Source organism: Rhizobium sp. KNZ14-9A (genome assembly GCF_056755015.1).
In genome coordinates this window covers 157,970-172,246 of sequence record NZ_JBPGXB010000004.1, presented here as the reverse complement: position 1 = coordinate 172,246, position 14,277 = coordinate 157,970, and the positions used below count along the sequence as shown (strand labels likewise).

General features: G+C 56.8%; 13 protein-coding genes and 2 pseudogenes. 9 read left to right on the top strand and 6 right to left on the bottom strand.

Features of this window, described 5'->3' with window-relative positions:
• Positions 1-2: 2 nt before the first annotated feature.
• Positions 3-803 carry a BtpA family protein gene (locus tag ACR9ZQ_RS31265; protein WP_310381519.1) on the bottom strand — a complete coding sequence of 267 codons (801 nt, stop codon included), beginning with the start codon at positions 801-803 and terminating at the stop codon, positions 3-5.
• Between the two features lie 161 nt (positions 804-964).
• On the opposite strand from ACR9ZQ_RS31265, the gene ACR9ZQ_RS31260 reads away from it, so the two are divergent.
• The gene (locus ACR9ZQ_RS31260) at positions 965-1,750 is read left to right on the top strand and encodes an SDR family NAD(P)-dependent oxidoreductase (protein WP_481429568.1); all 786 of its coding nucleotides are present in this window, start codon (positions 965-967) and stop codon (positions 1,748-1,750) included.
• 657 nt (positions 1,751-2,407) lie between these two features.
• On the top strand, positions 2,408-2,962 hold the full coding sequence (locus tag ACR9ZQ_RS31255) for a hypothetical protein (RefSeq protein WP_481430954.1): 555 nt from the start codon (positions 2,408-2,410) through the stop codon (positions 2,960-2,962).
• A gap of 245 nt (positions 2,963-3,207) precedes the next feature.
• Here the strand turns inward: ACR9ZQ_RS31255 and ACR9ZQ_RS31250 are convergent.
• Both ACR9ZQ_RS31250 and ACR9ZQ_RS31245 read right to left on the bottom strand, forming a co-directional pair.
• Positions 3,208-3,369: pseudogene (locus ACR9ZQ_RS31250) on the bottom strand (alkylhydroperoxidase domain protein); the annotation flags it as partial.
• A gap of 92 nt (positions 3,370-3,461) precedes the next feature.
• A pseudogene (locus ACR9ZQ_RS31245) lies at positions 3,462-3,629 on the bottom strand (IS5/IS1182 family transposase); the annotation flags it as partial.
• A 282-nt stretch (positions 3,630-3,911) separates the two neighbouring features.
• Between ACR9ZQ_RS31245 and ACR9ZQ_RS31240 the strand changes: the two are divergent.
• From ACR9ZQ_RS31240 to ACR9ZQ_RS31215, 6 genes are all read left to right on the top strand, one after another.
• Entirely contained in the window at positions 3,912-5,567 is a 1,656-nt protein-coding gene (locus ACR9ZQ_RS31240) for a putative bifunctional diguanylate cyclase/phosphodiesterase (protein WP_481429567.1), read from the top strand.
• Between the two features lie 64 nt (positions 5,568-5,631).
• Positions 5,632-6,153, top strand: coding sequence for a hypothetical protein (locus tag ACR9ZQ_RS31235; RefSeq protein WP_310381512.1), 522 nt, complete (start codon positions 5,632-5,634; stop codon positions 6,151-6,153).
• A complete protein-coding gene (locus ACR9ZQ_RS31230; RefSeq protein ID WP_310381510.1) occupies positions 6,150-7,319 on the top strand; it encodes a methyltransferase domain-containing protein in 1,170 nt (389 codons plus the stop codon). The genes ACR9ZQ_RS31235 and ACR9ZQ_RS31230 overlap by 4 nt, the downstream gene beginning before the upstream one ends.
• The gene (locus ACR9ZQ_RS31225; protein WP_481429566.1) at positions 7,316-9,676 is read left to right on the top strand and encodes a SpoIIE family protein phosphatase; all 2,361 of its coding nucleotides are present in this window, start codon (positions 7,316-7,318) and stop codon (positions 9,674-9,676) included. The genes ACR9ZQ_RS31230 and ACR9ZQ_RS31225 overlap by 4 nt, the downstream gene beginning before the upstream one ends.
• A 3-nt stretch (positions 9,677-9,679) precedes the next feature.
• Positions 9,680-10,240: a slr1658 superfamily regulator gene (locus tag ACR9ZQ_RS31220; protein WP_439018350.1), complete on the top strand. Its 561-nt coding sequence runs from the start codon at positions 9,680-9,682 to the stop codon at positions 10,238-10,240.
• A gap of 7 nt (positions 10,241-10,247) precedes the next feature.
• Positions 10,248-10,586, top strand: a complete 339-nt coding sequence (locus ACR9ZQ_RS31215) for a slr1659 superfamily regulator (RefSeq protein WP_007814738.1) — start codon at positions 10,248-10,250, stop codon at positions 10,584-10,586.
• Between the two features lie 100 nt (positions 10,587-10,686).
• On the opposite strand, the gene ACR9ZQ_RS31210 is transcribed toward ACR9ZQ_RS31215, so the two are convergent.
• On the bottom strand, positions 10,687-11,583 hold the full coding sequence (locus ACR9ZQ_RS31210) for a DMT family transporter (protein WP_310381501.1): 897 nt from the start codon (positions 11,581-11,583) through the stop codon (positions 10,687-10,689).
• Between the two features lie 83 nt (positions 11,584-11,666).
• Here ACR9ZQ_RS31210 and ACR9ZQ_RS31205 point away from each other — a divergent pair, with 83 nt between their 5' ends.
• Positions 11,667-12,593 carry a LysR family transcriptional regulator gene (locus ACR9ZQ_RS31205; protein ID WP_481429565.1) on the top strand — a complete coding sequence of 309 codons (927 nt, stop codon included), beginning with the start codon at positions 11,667-11,669 and terminating at the stop codon, positions 12,591-12,593.
• A 221-nt stretch (positions 12,594-12,814) separates the two neighbouring features.
• Here the strand turns inward: ACR9ZQ_RS31205 and ACR9ZQ_RS31200 are convergent, their stop codons facing one another.
• Both ACR9ZQ_RS31200 and ACR9ZQ_RS31195 read right to left on the bottom strand, forming a co-directional pair.
• Positions 12,815-13,807, bottom strand: coding sequence for a dihydroxyacetone kinase subunit DhaK (locus ACR9ZQ_RS31200; protein ID WP_310381497.1), 993 nt, complete (start codon positions 13,805-13,807; stop codon positions 12,815-12,817).
• A 59-nt stretch (positions 13,808-13,866) separates the two neighbouring features.
• On the bottom strand, positions 13,867-14,277 hold the full coding sequence (locus ACR9ZQ_RS31195; RefSeq protein WP_310381495.1) for a hypothetical protein: 411 nt from the start codon (positions 14,275-14,277) through the stop codon (positions 13,867-13,869).

The window sequence follows — 14,277 nt, the reverse complement described above, 5'->3', positions numbered from 1 at the left end:
TCTCAGCGCAATGTTTCGACTACGTCCATGAAGCGTTTGACGCGACTTGCGTCAACCGCATTCCAGGTGTTGCCGTCGACCTTGAAATGGGTGCCGATGACGACACCCTGCGCCATGCCGAGAATATCCCGGACGTTGTCGATGTTGACGCCGGTATTGGCGAAGACCGGGACGTCCTTTATGACGTCGCAGACATCGCGCAAGTCCGACTGATTGGCCGGCTGACCGGTAATCGGGCCCGAAACGAGGATCGCATCGGCAAGCGAGGAGAACACGGCGCTCCGGGCGCGAAGAGCGATCGGGCGCTGGTCGAGAGAATGGGCAAATTCCGCGTTGATGTTGAACAGCATCTTCATGTCCTTGCGGCCGAGAGTGGCGCGCAGGCGCGCGGCGCTGGCGCAATCCGGCTGCCACAATCCCATGTCCGAGGCGAACAGGCCCGTGAAGATCTCGCGCACGAAGCTTGCGCCGGTGACGGCCCCGATGGCGACGCTGGCCAGCGGATCCCACAGGTAGTTGACGCCGAACGGTACTTTCAGCGACGGCTTGATCGCCTGCACGATAGCCGTCATGGCCGCGATGCCTTCCGGCGAGCCCTTGAACACATACGGGCGGTCATTTTCATTGCCGAACATGATGGCGTCCACGCCGCCGGCCTGGAGCTTCTCCACATCCGACATTACACCATCGATCAGTTTCTGGACGCCGCCATCGGCATCATAGAGCGGAGAACCCGGCAGCGCCCCTATATGGGCCATGGAGATCACGACTTTCTTGCGGGCTCCAAAGCAGTCAAAAACCATTTCCAGATCCTTTAGCGGCGTCAGACTTTTCCGGGCGAAACAACCCGTCCGGTGTGAGATGTCGAAAGCATAGACAGAGAAACGAACGCAAGCAAACAAAAAAAACATTTGATAAGTTCGATTTTGTTTCTTATCGTGGTGCAGCATAATAAGGAGCAGTCATGACTCATCCGAGTTTCCCAGAACTACGCGAGTGCCGTGCCTTCCTTACCGGAGGCGGTACCGGCATCGGTCTTGCCATCGCAAAGGCGCTCGCCCGGCAGGGCGTAACGATCGCCATTGCGGATATCGATGTGCGATCTGCCGAAAAGGCGGCGCAGGAAATCGGAAACGGCGCGATTGCCCTCGAGGTCGATGTGCGCAAGCGCGCGTCGGTTCAGGCGGCTTTTTCGACCGCGCTGGAGAAACTGGGCAGCATTGATATCCTGATCGCCAATGCCGGGGTTTCGACCATGCAGAAGGCGCTGGAACTGACCGACGAGGAATGGGATTTCAACTTCGATGTGAACACTCGCGGCATATTCCTGACCAACCAGATCGCCGGGCGTCATTTCTCGGAACAGGGACGCGGCTGCATCGTCAACACTGCATCGCTGGCCGCCAAGGTCGGCGCCCCGCTTCTCGCGCACTATTCCGCGAGCAAGTTTGCGGTGCTCGGCTGGACGCAGGCGCTGGCGCGCGAGCTTGCTCCCCAGGGGATCAGAGTGAATGCTGTTTGCCCTGGCTTCGTCAAGACTGGAATGCAGAGCCGCGAGATCGAGTGGGAAGCCACCTTGCGAAGCATCACGCCGGAGCAGGTTTTCAACGAATATGTCGGGCAAACACCGCTCGGTCGCATCGAAACACCTGAGGACGTCGCCGACGTCGTCGTCTTCCTATGCTCTGACAGCGCCCGCTTCATGACCGGCCAGGGCATCAACGTTACCGGTGGCGTCTATATGACGTGATGGGCCGGGACGGCAAGCGTACCTGAGCACAAGTGCAAGGAGATGCCGCCAAACGGAGTATTCCGGTTTCAGAGTTTGTGCAGCTGGGATGTCGACGCACAGTCCGGGGATATCACGTTCTCGTGCTTAACGGGTGCGGTGCGAGGTCTTCAAGCACGTGGCCCTGCGAATATCCGCTTTGTATGCAGCGAAACCGTTCCTCAAGTGTGCGTCGGATGGCAACCGCGATCGTTTCTTCCGTTTTATCCGCGAGCATTCGAGCCAACTGTCCGGCTCTTCTTTGCCGTTTATCGGCAAAATCGATCTTTGCTAGAATGAATCGCCTATTGATAAACGATCATTCACCATCCCATACAATCATACGTTGACACTGGCGGAGGGGCGCCTGAAGAAGCTGCGTCAGGCAATATTCCTCAAGTTGCATTCATACCCACACGCTGATTCTTCACACCAACGTCTTTCCCTCTTTCAAACCGGCAGGCTGCCCTTGACCCGTCTCTTTCCAATGTAGGCAGGCTCTGCCATTTTCAGGCAACCTATTGTTTCTACAACAGCTAATTCATTTTTCGGCAAAAAATGAGCAAGTTGCGAGCGCTGGCCGCAAAGCGGCTGGCTGCCTTTTTAGATTTATCACTCCAACGTCCTCAGAGAGTTATCATGCGCCTGTCACGGCTTTTCGCGGTATTTCCTCTTTTTGTCCTCCTAACCTCGTGCGTTACCACGGATCCGAGGCTTGTATCGGCGCTGCGGGAGACCTCCGTTACGCAAATCCGTGTGGAAACCGCCCCCGACGTCAGCATGGGCGGCTTCGATCGCACGCGACCCGATCCGCAGCTGCCAGCGGTCGTCCGCGCGCTCGATAATTCGTTGAACCGTGACGTTAAGGGAGTGCCGGGCGGCAAGACCGCGAGCAGGCTGATTGTCACCCTGCACATTGTCGATGTTTCCAGTAAGGCCGGACGCATCATTGCCGGCAATGACAGCTATATCTCCGGAACGGTTCGCTTGGAGGACGCAAAGACGGGCCGACTGATTGCTGAGGCTCAAAACATTCGCGGCGAAGACAAGGGAGTTCGAGGTGACGGGGAAATCGGTATCGTCATAGCCATGGCGATCAACGCCGCGCAGTCTTCCCAGACGGAGGATGCTCTCGCACAGAGGCTATCGGATGCCTTCAGCCGCAAGGTGAAGGCCTGGCTGACGCAAAAATAGATCCGGCTTGCAGCGGTCGAGGCGGCAAAAAATTTGTCGGCTTAATAGACAAAAGGCGACCGTGACGTTTTCAAGGCAATGCAGGAAAAGAGTTCTTTTGTTGGCGATCGTCGGCAGGCGTCTTATCGTCGGGAGCCTTCGCTAATCGTCACTGTCGCAGCCTTTGCCCAGCAGAACCTGTCAGATCAGACAGATGTGAAGCGGGCGGGAACTTTCGGGTCCCGCCTCAATCTTCGAGATGGACGTCAGCGGTCCGCGGGTGTCGGCTCACCGAGCGAGAGCATCAGTCGGTTCGAATTGAAGAAGGCAGCCCCGTGAATAACGTCGGCAATCTCCAGGTCCGACAGCCCCTCCTCCCGAAGACCCACAATATCCTCGACGTCGAACTGCGTGGGCGTTGCGGTGATCTTGCCCGCGCCTTGGTGCTGAAACCGGGAATCTCCAGCACACCCATCTCGATCCAGCCGTAATAGCGCCCGCTTGACGTCAGATGGTCGTCATACTGCGCAGGCAAATCGCGGCCGCGTGTGCCTGACCGGGCCATCCAGATCAACGCATCGACGACGCGACGATTGTTTAGAGCGTAGCCGTCGCTGCTCCCTTCGCCCTCCGGGCAAAAAGGTCCGATCCGAGACCATCGGTCAGCGCTGGGTGTGTCGATATCCATGACACGCCTCGAATGGCCAGTCTTGAATCCAATTTGGTCAAACCGCGAATTCCAAAACGCTAAATCGTCATCACGACCTAGTCCGCGACCCACACTTTTAGCTATATAAGGAGAAGGCCCAGCAATCAGCACGCCAGCCGAAAGTTGCAATTGCCTGTGCGAAAAAGAGGTTTGAACATTTTTAATCCGGACTATCTAAATTAGATAATGCATACCTAAGTTGTGGCGGCTTTGAATTGCGGTGATCGTTCTCAGGGAAACTCGACCATGGAGAGCTCAGACATGCGTAAAGCTCGTGCCACAAGCGCGACTCCTGAAGATAGACAGGAACATGCCCCGAGCCCGATCGATCGGCTCTTATTCTTCGACCACGATTTCAATCCGATCAAAAACTTGCTGGGCGATGAACTGCCCGCTGCGCTTGCGCCCGCGATGTCGCTATGGGAGCATTTTCCAGAGCTGGACAAATCGGCGACCATGCAGGCACTCCGCTCAATGGGCGAAGGCGTCCAGTCCTTGCGATTGTCGATCAATATCAGGAAACCTGGTTCGCAAAGACTGACGATCTTTCAGATCGGAAATATGTACGCCGTTGTTCGATCGGGCGATCGCCTTGACGACGAACGAGCAACCCTATTGCATCTGGCAACCCACGATCCGTTGACGGGCTTGCCAAATCGACGCCAGTTTAGCGAGGATCTCGCTGTGTCGTTGACGCAAATAGCTGCCTCGGGCGAGACCTTGTCTCTGATGCAGCTTGACCTCGACGACTTCAAGCCTGTGAACGACACGTTGGGTCATCCGGCCGGAGACAAGCTTCTTCAGCTTGCTGCTAGCCGCATTCAAGGATGCCTTGCAGAAGACGACAGGGCTTATCGCCTCGCGGGTGACGAATTCATGGTCATCTCCATGGGCCTGGGACATCCGGCCAAGGGTCACCAACTGGCGGAAGCCCTAGTTGCGGCATTTCAAAAGCCCTTCATGATCGACGGCATCGCGGTGTTTGTCGGCAGCAGCGTTGGCGTGTCAAGTGCGCCACCGGACGGCGCCAGTCCGGAGCAACTCATGAAGGCGTCTGACGTCGCACTCTACGCCGCGAAGAAAGAAGGTCGCCGTCGCGCAAAATCGTTTGATCCTTCAATGCTTGAATTGCTGGAGCAGCGCGAGCTACTGCGCCGGAGCCTTCGAATAGCCCTGGCAAACCACCAATTCTCAATGGAGTATCAACCGATCGCGGAGGTCGGTGCCATCGTCGGCTTCGAAGCGCTTCTGAGATGGCACCACCCCCTGCTCGGAAGTATTCCTCCAAGCACCTTCATTCCGATGGCCGAAGCAGATGGCTTGATGCCGGAAATAGGCGCATGGGTTTTGGAACAGGCATGTCGGGAAGCGATGAACTGGCCACAGAACTACATCGTCGCCGTCAATGTGTCGGCGGCTGAATTCCTGACAAACGGCCTTACCGATCGGATTTCGCAAACGCTGGATCTTGTCGGATTTCCATCGGATCGCCTGGAGCTTGAAATAACCGAGAGCGTGCTGCTCGAGCGGACTGTCAACAACATCGACACCCTCAATACTCTCAACGTGCTGGGCATCAAAATCGCCCTCGACGACTTCGGGACAGAATATTCATCCCTCAGCTATCTGAAAACATTCCCTTTCGACACGATAAAAATCGATCGATATTTTATTACCGATCTCGAAAGCGATTTCAAAAGCCAGGCAATCGTGCGCTGTGTCATTGAGCTTGCACATGGCCTCCACATGCGCGTCACCGCCGAAGGGGTTGAGACGGCACAGCAGGCGGACTGGTTGCGCAAGGCGGGATGCGACAGGCTACAAGGCTATTTGGTGAGCAGACCGCTCCCGATCGCGACGATTGGGGAATTTATCGATCATGCGAACACATCCCAAGGCCGCGCCACGCAATTGTGAGTGCGAACGTTACAACGTGTTCTAAAAGATGGCATGCGCCACCCATGTACCAACGGAGGATGTATTGGAAGAGATAGCAACCAGCATCGATCGCCATGCATTCACCCTCATGTTGTCGCTGGAAATGGATGTCGCATTGGTGAAATCCGAATGGAGATTTTGCGACAGGATTACCGAGTATCTCTCCGACATTCTCGGCCAAGGACATACCGACCCCGCCCGATATTCGAATTTTCTTTCGGTCGCGGCAAACGAGCTCGTTGAACTTGCTTTCCGCTGGTCGGGTCAATCAGGTTTGATGAGTTTCAGTCTCCATCGAAACGCCACAACAAATCGCCTGACGATTGAACTCCCCTATCAGGACCTGTCCGGTGGTCGTCACAAAAGTGCGAGCCTGATCGAGCTCCGGCCTCCCCTCGCGGCTGAGGCAGGAGAAGCAGGAGATGGGAAGGCGTTCACGGCCGATACGACGGCGCTGCTCGGAGATTTGGCGACAATATTCCGCTCAGCGATCCGGATTGAGACAGACGGTGTGGAGAGCACGAAGATCGTCGCGGATTTCCCCTTGGCCGAGGACTTTCAATGAGCCACGACGCATCCTTCGCAGTTCGTTTTGATCCGACAAACCAAGAGCTGGTTTTGTCTGGCAAGATACGGCCAAAAGGTGCCGCAGAAATCGCCGATGCCCTATCGCTGATGCAGCAAAGCCTGGAAAGGTATAGCGGGGTCGTCTACCTCAATGTCAAACGTCTGACGCATATCAACATGACGGCCTTTTCCGCCCTGGCCGATATCCTCATGGAAAGCTGCCGGACGAGACCGGAGCGGAAGATCGTCATTGTGACCTCGAGCGTGATGGCGTGGTCGGCTCCGGTTTTTGAAAAGCTGGCCAAACGCTACCCCAACCTGACGGTGGAAGTTTACGACTCGGCCTTTTATCCGGGTCAGAGCTTTGTGGAAGACGAGCAGTTCATTCCCATTCTCCGTACTCAGACTAAAATGACATGGAGGCACGAGAGAGAACTATTGCCTCGTCACGGTCTCCGGAGTGGTCTTGTCGTTGCGGACATCTGCTGCGGGATTGGTGATTTCGCAGCTTTGGTTCAACGGGAATTTAAGCCGTCCCGCCTTGTCGCTCTGGACCACTCGGTGCGCAGCCTGGACTACGCTCGTAGAGTGGCTGCGGACTTCGATTTGAAGGAAATCGAATACACCTATGGCGATGCGTCCCAGATGCTGCTTCGGGACAATCAATTCGACTTTGTAACGTGCCGGCATTCCCTCCAGATTTTCGACCGTCCCGAGATGCTGCTGCGCGAGCTCTACCGTATCTGCAAACCCGGCGGCCGGGTCTACATTACAAACGAGAAAAACTCGCATTGCCTGGGCGAGCCACATGCGGAGACGATCAAGTGGACGTATGAAGAAGTCGCCAAATTGTTCAGGCACTTCGACATGGACGTCGAGATGGGGCCGAAAAGCCGTCACCTGCTCGCAGACGCGGGCTTCGACGCGATCAAGGTCGATGCTTTCATGGTAACCAACCTTGACGGCGATCCTCAGGACTTCGCCGACATCATCGAAGCCTGGGAAAACGTCTACGCGGGCCAGATGGCTGTCCGACGGGGGGACACACCGGAGTTCATTCGCAGGTTCAGGCAGGGATTTAAAGACCACGTTTTCGCGGCCCTTCATCCGAAGGGTTACGCGGGCTGGCCGATCTGGGCGGCGTCCGGCCGAAAGCCGCTATGATGGACAGGATATCTTCGAAAAGACCGATCAAGCTGGGTTCATTCCGCGCAAAGTTCATTTTGGTTGTCGGCGGAGCAGTCCTCTTTGATCTGCTGGTGAGCGGAGGATTGGCACTCTGGAACGTCCAACGGCTGTCACGCGACGCGACGCTGGAGGTCGGGCAAGGCCTCGAGGCAGCAAGCCAGGAATACATCGGGACATATGCCGATTCCACCGCTGCCCAGGTCAGTTTGCTGTTACGGCAGGTTCACAACGATGTTGGCACGCTGGCAGGCGTGCTTCAGGCACAAATCGATGATCCCGAGCGCAATTTAGACGTCGGTGCGGCGATCGCTCGAACCTCTCCCGACAGCGTCCGCCTCGCTTATGACCAGAAGGGGAACTGGTCTCAAAACATTCCGGGCTCTGTCTCCGTAGTGAGCGTTTGGGGCTACCTGCTGAGGCCTGACCATAGTCCAAGACCTGACGTCGAGGCCGACATCCAGGCGAGCGCGGTTCTGGACATTGTAGCGCCGAGTTTGCTGCAACACGGTTCTTCCAAGCTCCAGATGTATTACATTGGCCCGAAAGAAAGGCCAATTTTCAGAACCGCACCGTATACGGATCAGGCTCAGACTTTCGACCGTCTTTATCCCGGTCACAACGATGCAAATTTCTGGGACTTCTTTTTTCCAGGGCTCTACGAGTCTTGGCAGAGCTGGGCCACAAATCGGAATGCGCGGCCGGTCGCAGACGATATCACTCAGACAGCTCCATATACCGATGCGATTACCGGGAAACTCATCGTGAGTTTCTTTCATCCTCTATGGACAGCCGACAGGAAGGACGTCGCCGGCACGGCTGGCGCGGACATCACGCTCGACCAACTCGCGCAGACTGTTGAAAATGTTAAAGTGGCCCAATCCGGGTTTGGCTTCCTCGCAATGTCCGACGGAAATGTCGTCGCGATCAACCATACAGGCGAAGAGACTCTCGGCCTGCGATCCGCGAGCGATGCGAGCGGAACAGGCGTGACCGGACTGGAGCGGTCGTTGAAGGGAAGCTCCCAACCCGAAATTGCAAAAATGGCGCTAGACCGAGAACAGGGCATCCAACACCTATTGTTGGAACGGGACGGGCAAAAAGTCCCCTACATCGTGATCGTGAAGAAACTGCCACCGACCAATCTCTGGTCCAGCGGCCCGGTCCGTCAAGAGGCGATGTCCCTCGTGCTAGCTGTACCCGAGCGGGAAATCGATGCTTCCCTATACGCGGCGCAAGCCAAGATTTCCGAAGCCACGAACCGCATCGTACTCTATCAGATCCTGGCAATCGCAATGTCGCTGGCAATCGTGACCCTCGCGGTGCTTGCCGCCTCAAAGCGAATAACGAGTGGTATCAGTGCCCTCGCAGATGCCGCGAGAAGGATCCAGACGAAGGACTACTCGGTACGGGTTGCCATCGCCAGCAAAGACGAGGTTGGCGAGGCCGGAGAAGCATTCAACAGGATGGCGGAAGAGATCAGCTTCCACACGGAAAATCTCGAGCAACTTGTTGAAGAGCGAACGGCCCAGATCGAAGATGCAAAGGAAGAGATCTCAACGTTGAACGCGCAGCTTCAGCGCGAAAATCGACGGCTTGGGACAGAACTGGCCGTCGCCGAGAGAATCCAGTTGATGGTGCTGCCATTGCATCAGGAACTTGACGAACTGCAGACGCTGGAAATAGCGGCATACATGAGACCCGCCGAGGAGGTCGGCGGCGACTATTACGATGTCTTGAAAAGCGGCAATCGTTTGAAAATCGGCATTGGCGACGTCGCCGGGCACGGGCTCGAAAGCGGAGTGTTGATGTTGATGGTCCAGTCGGTCGCTCGCGCACTGCAGGAGGCAGGCAATGTCGATGCGGTGAAATTTCTCACTGACCTGAATAGCGCTCTTTTCAAGAACATCGTGAGAACCAAGATCGACAAGCACCTCACTTTGGCATTCCTCGACTACGACGGGAAAGAAATGATCCTGTCTGGCCAGCACGAAGAGGTGATCGTAATACGGGCGAGCGGCGAGATCGAACGTATCGATACGATGGATTTGGGAATACCGATCGGACTGCAGGCCGATATTTCCACGTTCATCAATACGCGCAGGATAGCGTTTGAGAAGGGCGACCTCATTCTTCTCCACACAGACGGCGTGACGGAAGCCGAAAACGACGCTGGAGAACTGTTTGGCATTGACCGTCTGTGCCTTGAGGCACTTCGCCTCAAGAACGAAAGTGTCGACAAAATCGTCTCGGAAATCGTTGCGGCATTAATGCATTTTATCGGGTCACAAAAGATCCACGACGACATCACACTTCTCGCAATAAGACATAGGTGACGCATGACACCAACGTTATATGGGATCGAATCTCTGGCAAATGAGAACCTGGATGCAAGCACGCGTCTGACATTGCGCGATGGACCGCTTCAACTCGGGTGGAAGCATTCGGGGATGACATCGGACTTCATCGCAGAAGTAATGGCTCTCCCGTATTCTCAGTCAAGGAAAGCGTACACGCAAGCGCATCACGACATCGGATATCTCAGCAATGAGCTAATCGAAAATGCCGTCAAATTTCGACAGCCCGGAGAAATCCTTATCGAAGCCGGGATATCGGACGATTGTTTTTTCATGAGGACAACGAACAGCATCGATAGCGCATCGTCATCTCGTCTTCAGCAGCTGCTGCACCGGCTTCGGTCGAGGGAACCCGGCGAGCTTCTTCTCGAACGGATCGAAAGCAATGCAATATCGGAAGGGAGCGGATCCGGTCTGGGATTGCTCACCCTCCTAAGCGATTACGATGCAAAAATGGCATGGGCATTCGAAGAAGCCGACGACGACCATGTCAAACTGACGACGACTGCATTGGTGGCGTTGCCGCCCTCCTCCAAGCTGTGAGCGAAAAATGGAAATCAGCGACGAAAATTTCCGCGTATGGGCAGAAAACACCGAGGTATATTTCGATGGTATATTTCGGCTGGCGGGACCCGACGCCTACGCGCCCATTCATTCGATGGTACTGGGGCTGCTCCATGAAGGACACAAACAAGTAACATTCAATTTGACGGGTCTCGAATTCCTCAACTCCTCCGGCATAAACCTACTTGCCAAACTGACCATCGAGGCCAGGAAAATGGGCGAGCTGCAGCTCGTTGTGAAAGGCACCAACCAATATCCCTGGCAAGCGAAATCGCTTCCGAATCTGAAAAAATTGCACCCGCTGCTTGATTTGCGCCTAGCGTAACGGTTCGCTGCGAAGACAGGGACAAGGCCATCACGACTCCCGGTGAGCGAGGCAATGCACCGACCCGTCCATAGGCGGTGCCGGCGCCCGCAAATGGAGGCTACCTCCGCCGCATGACATTGACGATGAGAACACCTGCGATCGCCAACATTCCACCAGCTGCACCAATTGTCGTTGGCGTTTCGCCCAGCCAGGTAAACCCGATCAGTGTTGCTGTCGGCGGCACGCCATAGAGGAAATTCGTGGCACGCGCGGCCGGAAGCCGCTTCAGGGCAACCGCCCAGGTCACATAGGCAACCACCGTCGGGAAAACCACCAGATAGGCAACGTTTGAAATGACGATCGTCGGGGCAACAGCCAGGGCCTTGACGGTGGCGGGTATCGCCGGGAGGAGTGGAAGCGAACCGAGAAATAGAACCCAGGCGGTCACCGTCAACGCCGGCAAGCGGGCGAGAACAGGCTTCTGCAAGACGCTTGCAACTGCCGAACAGAGGGCAGCGCCAAGAATTAGAATAGCGTTGAGGTCGAGGCCGAAGCCGTCGGCGGCGGAAGCGGCGATCAATGCCACGCCTGCAAACGATACGGCGGTACCGACCCATCCCCATAGGCCGAAGCGCTCGCCAAGGAAGAGGGTGGCGATCAGCGCGGTGAAGATCGGCATGGTGTTGATGATGAAACTTGCCGGTCCCGCCGGCACGGTTTGTTCGCCGGTATTGAGGAGCACCGCGTAAGTGGCAATGAACAAGACGGCAGCAACGGAAATCCGGGCAAGATCGGCCCCTTTCAGTGGGGTCCAGCGAAATGCCAGATAGCAAACAGCAATCAGGCCGGCCGGCACATAACGGGCGGTCGCGAGCTCGACAGGCGTCAACGGCCCGAGACAGACGCGGATGACGACAAAAGAGGATGCCCAAAAGGCGATCGTCACGACAATCGCCAAAAAGGCAACAAGATCGAACCCTGCCTTGTCTTCCGGATCTCCAACCACCGTCGCCATGTTTGCCCCCATGCTTGCGTGCGCCGAATTAAGCGTCTCCTTTCCGGCTTGAAAAGCACCGCAATCGATGATCTGGTGTGTCCATGGTTCACAGCTCGCAAAGTCTCCCGCCACTCGATACGCTCGAAGCTTTTTCCCGAGCCGCGCGCCTTGGATCCTTTTCCGCTGCCGCCGAAGAAGCCGGCATCACCCATGGGGCGGTTTCCAGACAGATCTCGCGCCTGGAGCGGTGGCTGGGCGTTCGGCTGTTCGCCCGTCAGGCGCGGGGCGTCGCTCTTACACCGGAAGGCATCCGCTTCTTTGCTCGCGCCGAGGAGGCGCTTGCCCTGCTCAGTGGGGCTGACGAGCGATGGATCCCGCAGCGGCACAAGACGACGGTGCGCCTTTCACTCACGCCGTCCGTCGCGTCCTTGTGGCTATTTTCGCGATTGGGAAAGCTGGAACTCGACGACATTCACATCGAACTCTTCCTGGAGCACAGGCTTGCAGATCTCGGCGAGGGAACGGATCTTGCCATTCGGTGCGGAAGAGGCCCCTGGGCCGGCGTTCGTGCGACACCGCTCTGGCAGGAGAAATCCTTTCCGGTCGCTGCACCGTCGCTTGCAGGGCAACTGGCTGGGAACTGCGACGCTCGATCGCTCCTCAAGATGCCGATCCTGCATGATTCGACCATCGAGGGCTGGCGGCGCTGGCTCGCGGCCGAGGACATCGACTATCTGCCGCGCGGGCAGGATCGTCGTTTCGAGGATTACAACCTCGTCATCGACGCCTGCGTCCAGGGCGTCGGCATCGCGCTCGCCCGCCCCCCGTTATCGGACGCAGCCATTGCGTCGGGTCGACTGGTTGCTGTCTCCGAAAGAGCGTTGGACTATCACGTCTCGTTTCATATTGTGCGGCCCGACGGACCTTTGAGCGGGCCAGCGACGGAACTTGCCAGACGCCTCCTTCAGGAAGCCGGGCATGCCGAGGCTGCAATCGGCGCTTTCATAGCGCCGGCCAAGAGGGCCTAGTCCACCCGCAACGATCCAGTTGCTACCCGAGCAGAGTTGGGACAAGGCATCGGCCAGCGCCAGACGCTTGGTCGCCTTGATGGAATTCGAACCTGCCATAGGCTCGTGCCTCGATTGACGCTTCCGTAAATTGCCGATGATTTTGGCGCGAGAGGCATAATATGATTTACGGATCCTCCGCGAAGAATTTACCACCAGAAAACCGGCTGATCACGAGGTGCCTAGCACCTCCAGCGCAATGCAGCGGTAGCAACAGGCGAATCCCATAGAGAAAGCTCCTCGTCCGTGAGGAAGGCGAGTGTGATGGAAAGGCCCTGCATGTCGAGCGAAGTGGCGTAGGTGCCGACAAGCGAGCGCTCGACCCGCAGGCCGTGTTCCGACATGATGTGAAGGGCAGAGTTGTAGGCGAGATAGAGTTCAGCAGGCGGCGTGCCGCCAAGTCCGTTCACCAGAAGCAATGCTCTGTCTGTGCTTCGGCTGGTATCGCTGAGGATCGTCTCGCTGAGATACCTGACGATAGTGTCAGCGTCGGAGAAGCGCTCTCTCGAATGACCCGGCTCCCCATGAATGCCGACGCCCATTTCCACCTCGTTCGGCCCGAGCGCGAAGGTTGTACGCTGGGTGTCCGGCACGGCGACACCGGTCAGGGCAACGCCCATCGACCGGATGCGTGAGGAGAGGCTATCGCCAAAGGCTTTTAGTTCCGAAAGGGATCGACCCTGCTCGGCAGCCGCTCCGAGCAGCTTTTCAGTGATGAGCGTGCCGGCAACCCCACGTCGCCCGCGACCGTCGCCGCCCCTCGTTGTTTCGATGTCGTCGCAGGCAAGGACGATTTCAATTTTATGCCGGTCCGAGGCCATCTCCGACGCCATTTCGAAGTTCATGACGTCGCCATCGTAGTTCTTGACGACGAGCAAACAACCGGCGCCGGTGTCTGCTTCCTCTATCGCGCTGACGATCTGGCTGGGCGTGGGCGATGTGAAGATATATCCGACGCAGGCAGCATCGAGCATGCCGCGACCGATGAAGCCGATATGCATTGGCTCATGGCCGGCCCCACCACCAGAAATGATTGCGACCTTGCCAGGAACCAGTTCACGGCGGCGTATACATTTACGGTCGGCGCCAAACACAACGAACTCCTGATGGGCGCGCACAAAGCCTTCGATGCTTTCGGCGACCATGGTCTCCGCTGTGTTCATGAATTTCTTCATCAAGCCCCTCCCAAGGCGATGATCATGCCAATCCGTTTGCATATGCCACAAGGGCTTGCTTAATCCGGCAACCCTGAAATTGCGGCAATCTTCTGCACCAGATCGGCAATCGCTTCCTCCAGCAGCCGGTTGCGTCTCTCGTCGCCGAAATCGGGCACCATCAGCGAAATGTGCCGCAGTTTTTCCGAGGCGCCAAGTTCCGGCAGCTTGCCTGGATGTGCAGCTTGATAAGCATCCAGAAAGCGCTCCTGTTCAGCGGCACTGAAATGACACACCCGGAAGATCGTCGCGAGATGCCGGGCAGGAAGCGGCGTTGCATAGGTCGGGCTCGTTATCTGCGTGACGAAACTGCGATGTTTGCCAAGTTCCGTCGCGAGCCGCTGGCGTGTTCCAGAAGGCCTGTTGTCGATGATTTGCGCCAGAATGGACTTGTAGGCGATAATGGCGTCTTCCGTGTCTTCGCGCGCCAT

Bases quoted from the DNA above. Each gene is read 5' to 3' on its own strand.
- ACR9ZQ_RS31265 (WP_310381519.1), bottom strand. From the start codon at position 803: ATGGTTTTTGACTGCTTTGGAGCCCGCAAGAAAGTCGTGATCTCCATG.
- ACR9ZQ_RS31260 (WP_481429568.1), top strand. From the start codon at position 965: ATGACTCATCCGAGTTTCCCAGAACTACGCGAGTGCCGTGCCTTCCTT.
- ACR9ZQ_RS31255 (WP_481430954.1), top strand. From the start codon at position 2,408: ATGCGCCTGTCACGGCTTTTCGCGGTATTTCCTCTTTTTGTCCTCCTA.
- ACR9ZQ_RS31240 (WP_481429567.1), top strand. From the start codon at position 3,912: ATGCGTAAAGCTCGTGCCACAAGCGCGACTCCTGAAGATAGACAGGAA.
- ACR9ZQ_RS31230 (WP_310381510.1), top strand. From the start codon at position 6,150: ATGAGCCACGACGCATCCTTCGCAGTTCGTTTTGATCCGACAAACCAA.
- ACR9ZQ_RS31225 (WP_481429566.1), top strand. From the start codon at position 7,316: ATGATGGACAGGATATCTTCGAAAAGACCGATCAAGCTGGGTTCATTC.
- ACR9ZQ_RS31220 (WP_439018350.1), top strand. From the start codon at position 9,680: ATGACACCAACGTTATATGGGATCGAATCTCTGGCAAATGAGAACCTG.
- ACR9ZQ_RS31215 (WP_007814738.1), top strand. From the start codon at position 10,248: ATGGAAATCAGCGACGAAAATTTCCGCGTATGGGCAGAAAACACCGAG.
- ACR9ZQ_RS31210 (WP_310381501.1), bottom strand. From the start codon at position 11,583: ATGGCGACGGTGGTTGGAGATCCGGAAGACAAGGCAGGGTTCGATCTT.
- ACR9ZQ_RS31205 (WP_481429565.1), top strand. From the start codon at position 11,667: ATGGTTCACAGCTCGCAAAGTCTCCCGCCACTCGATACGCTCGAAGCT.
- ACR9ZQ_RS31200 (WP_310381497.1), bottom strand. From the start codon at position 13,807: ATGAAGAAATTCATGAACACAGCGGAGACCATGGTCGCCGAAAGCATC.
- ACR9ZQ_RS31195 (WP_310381495.1), bottom strand. From the start codon at position 14,277: ATGGCGCGCGAAGACACGGAAGACGCCATTATCGCCTACAAGTCCATT.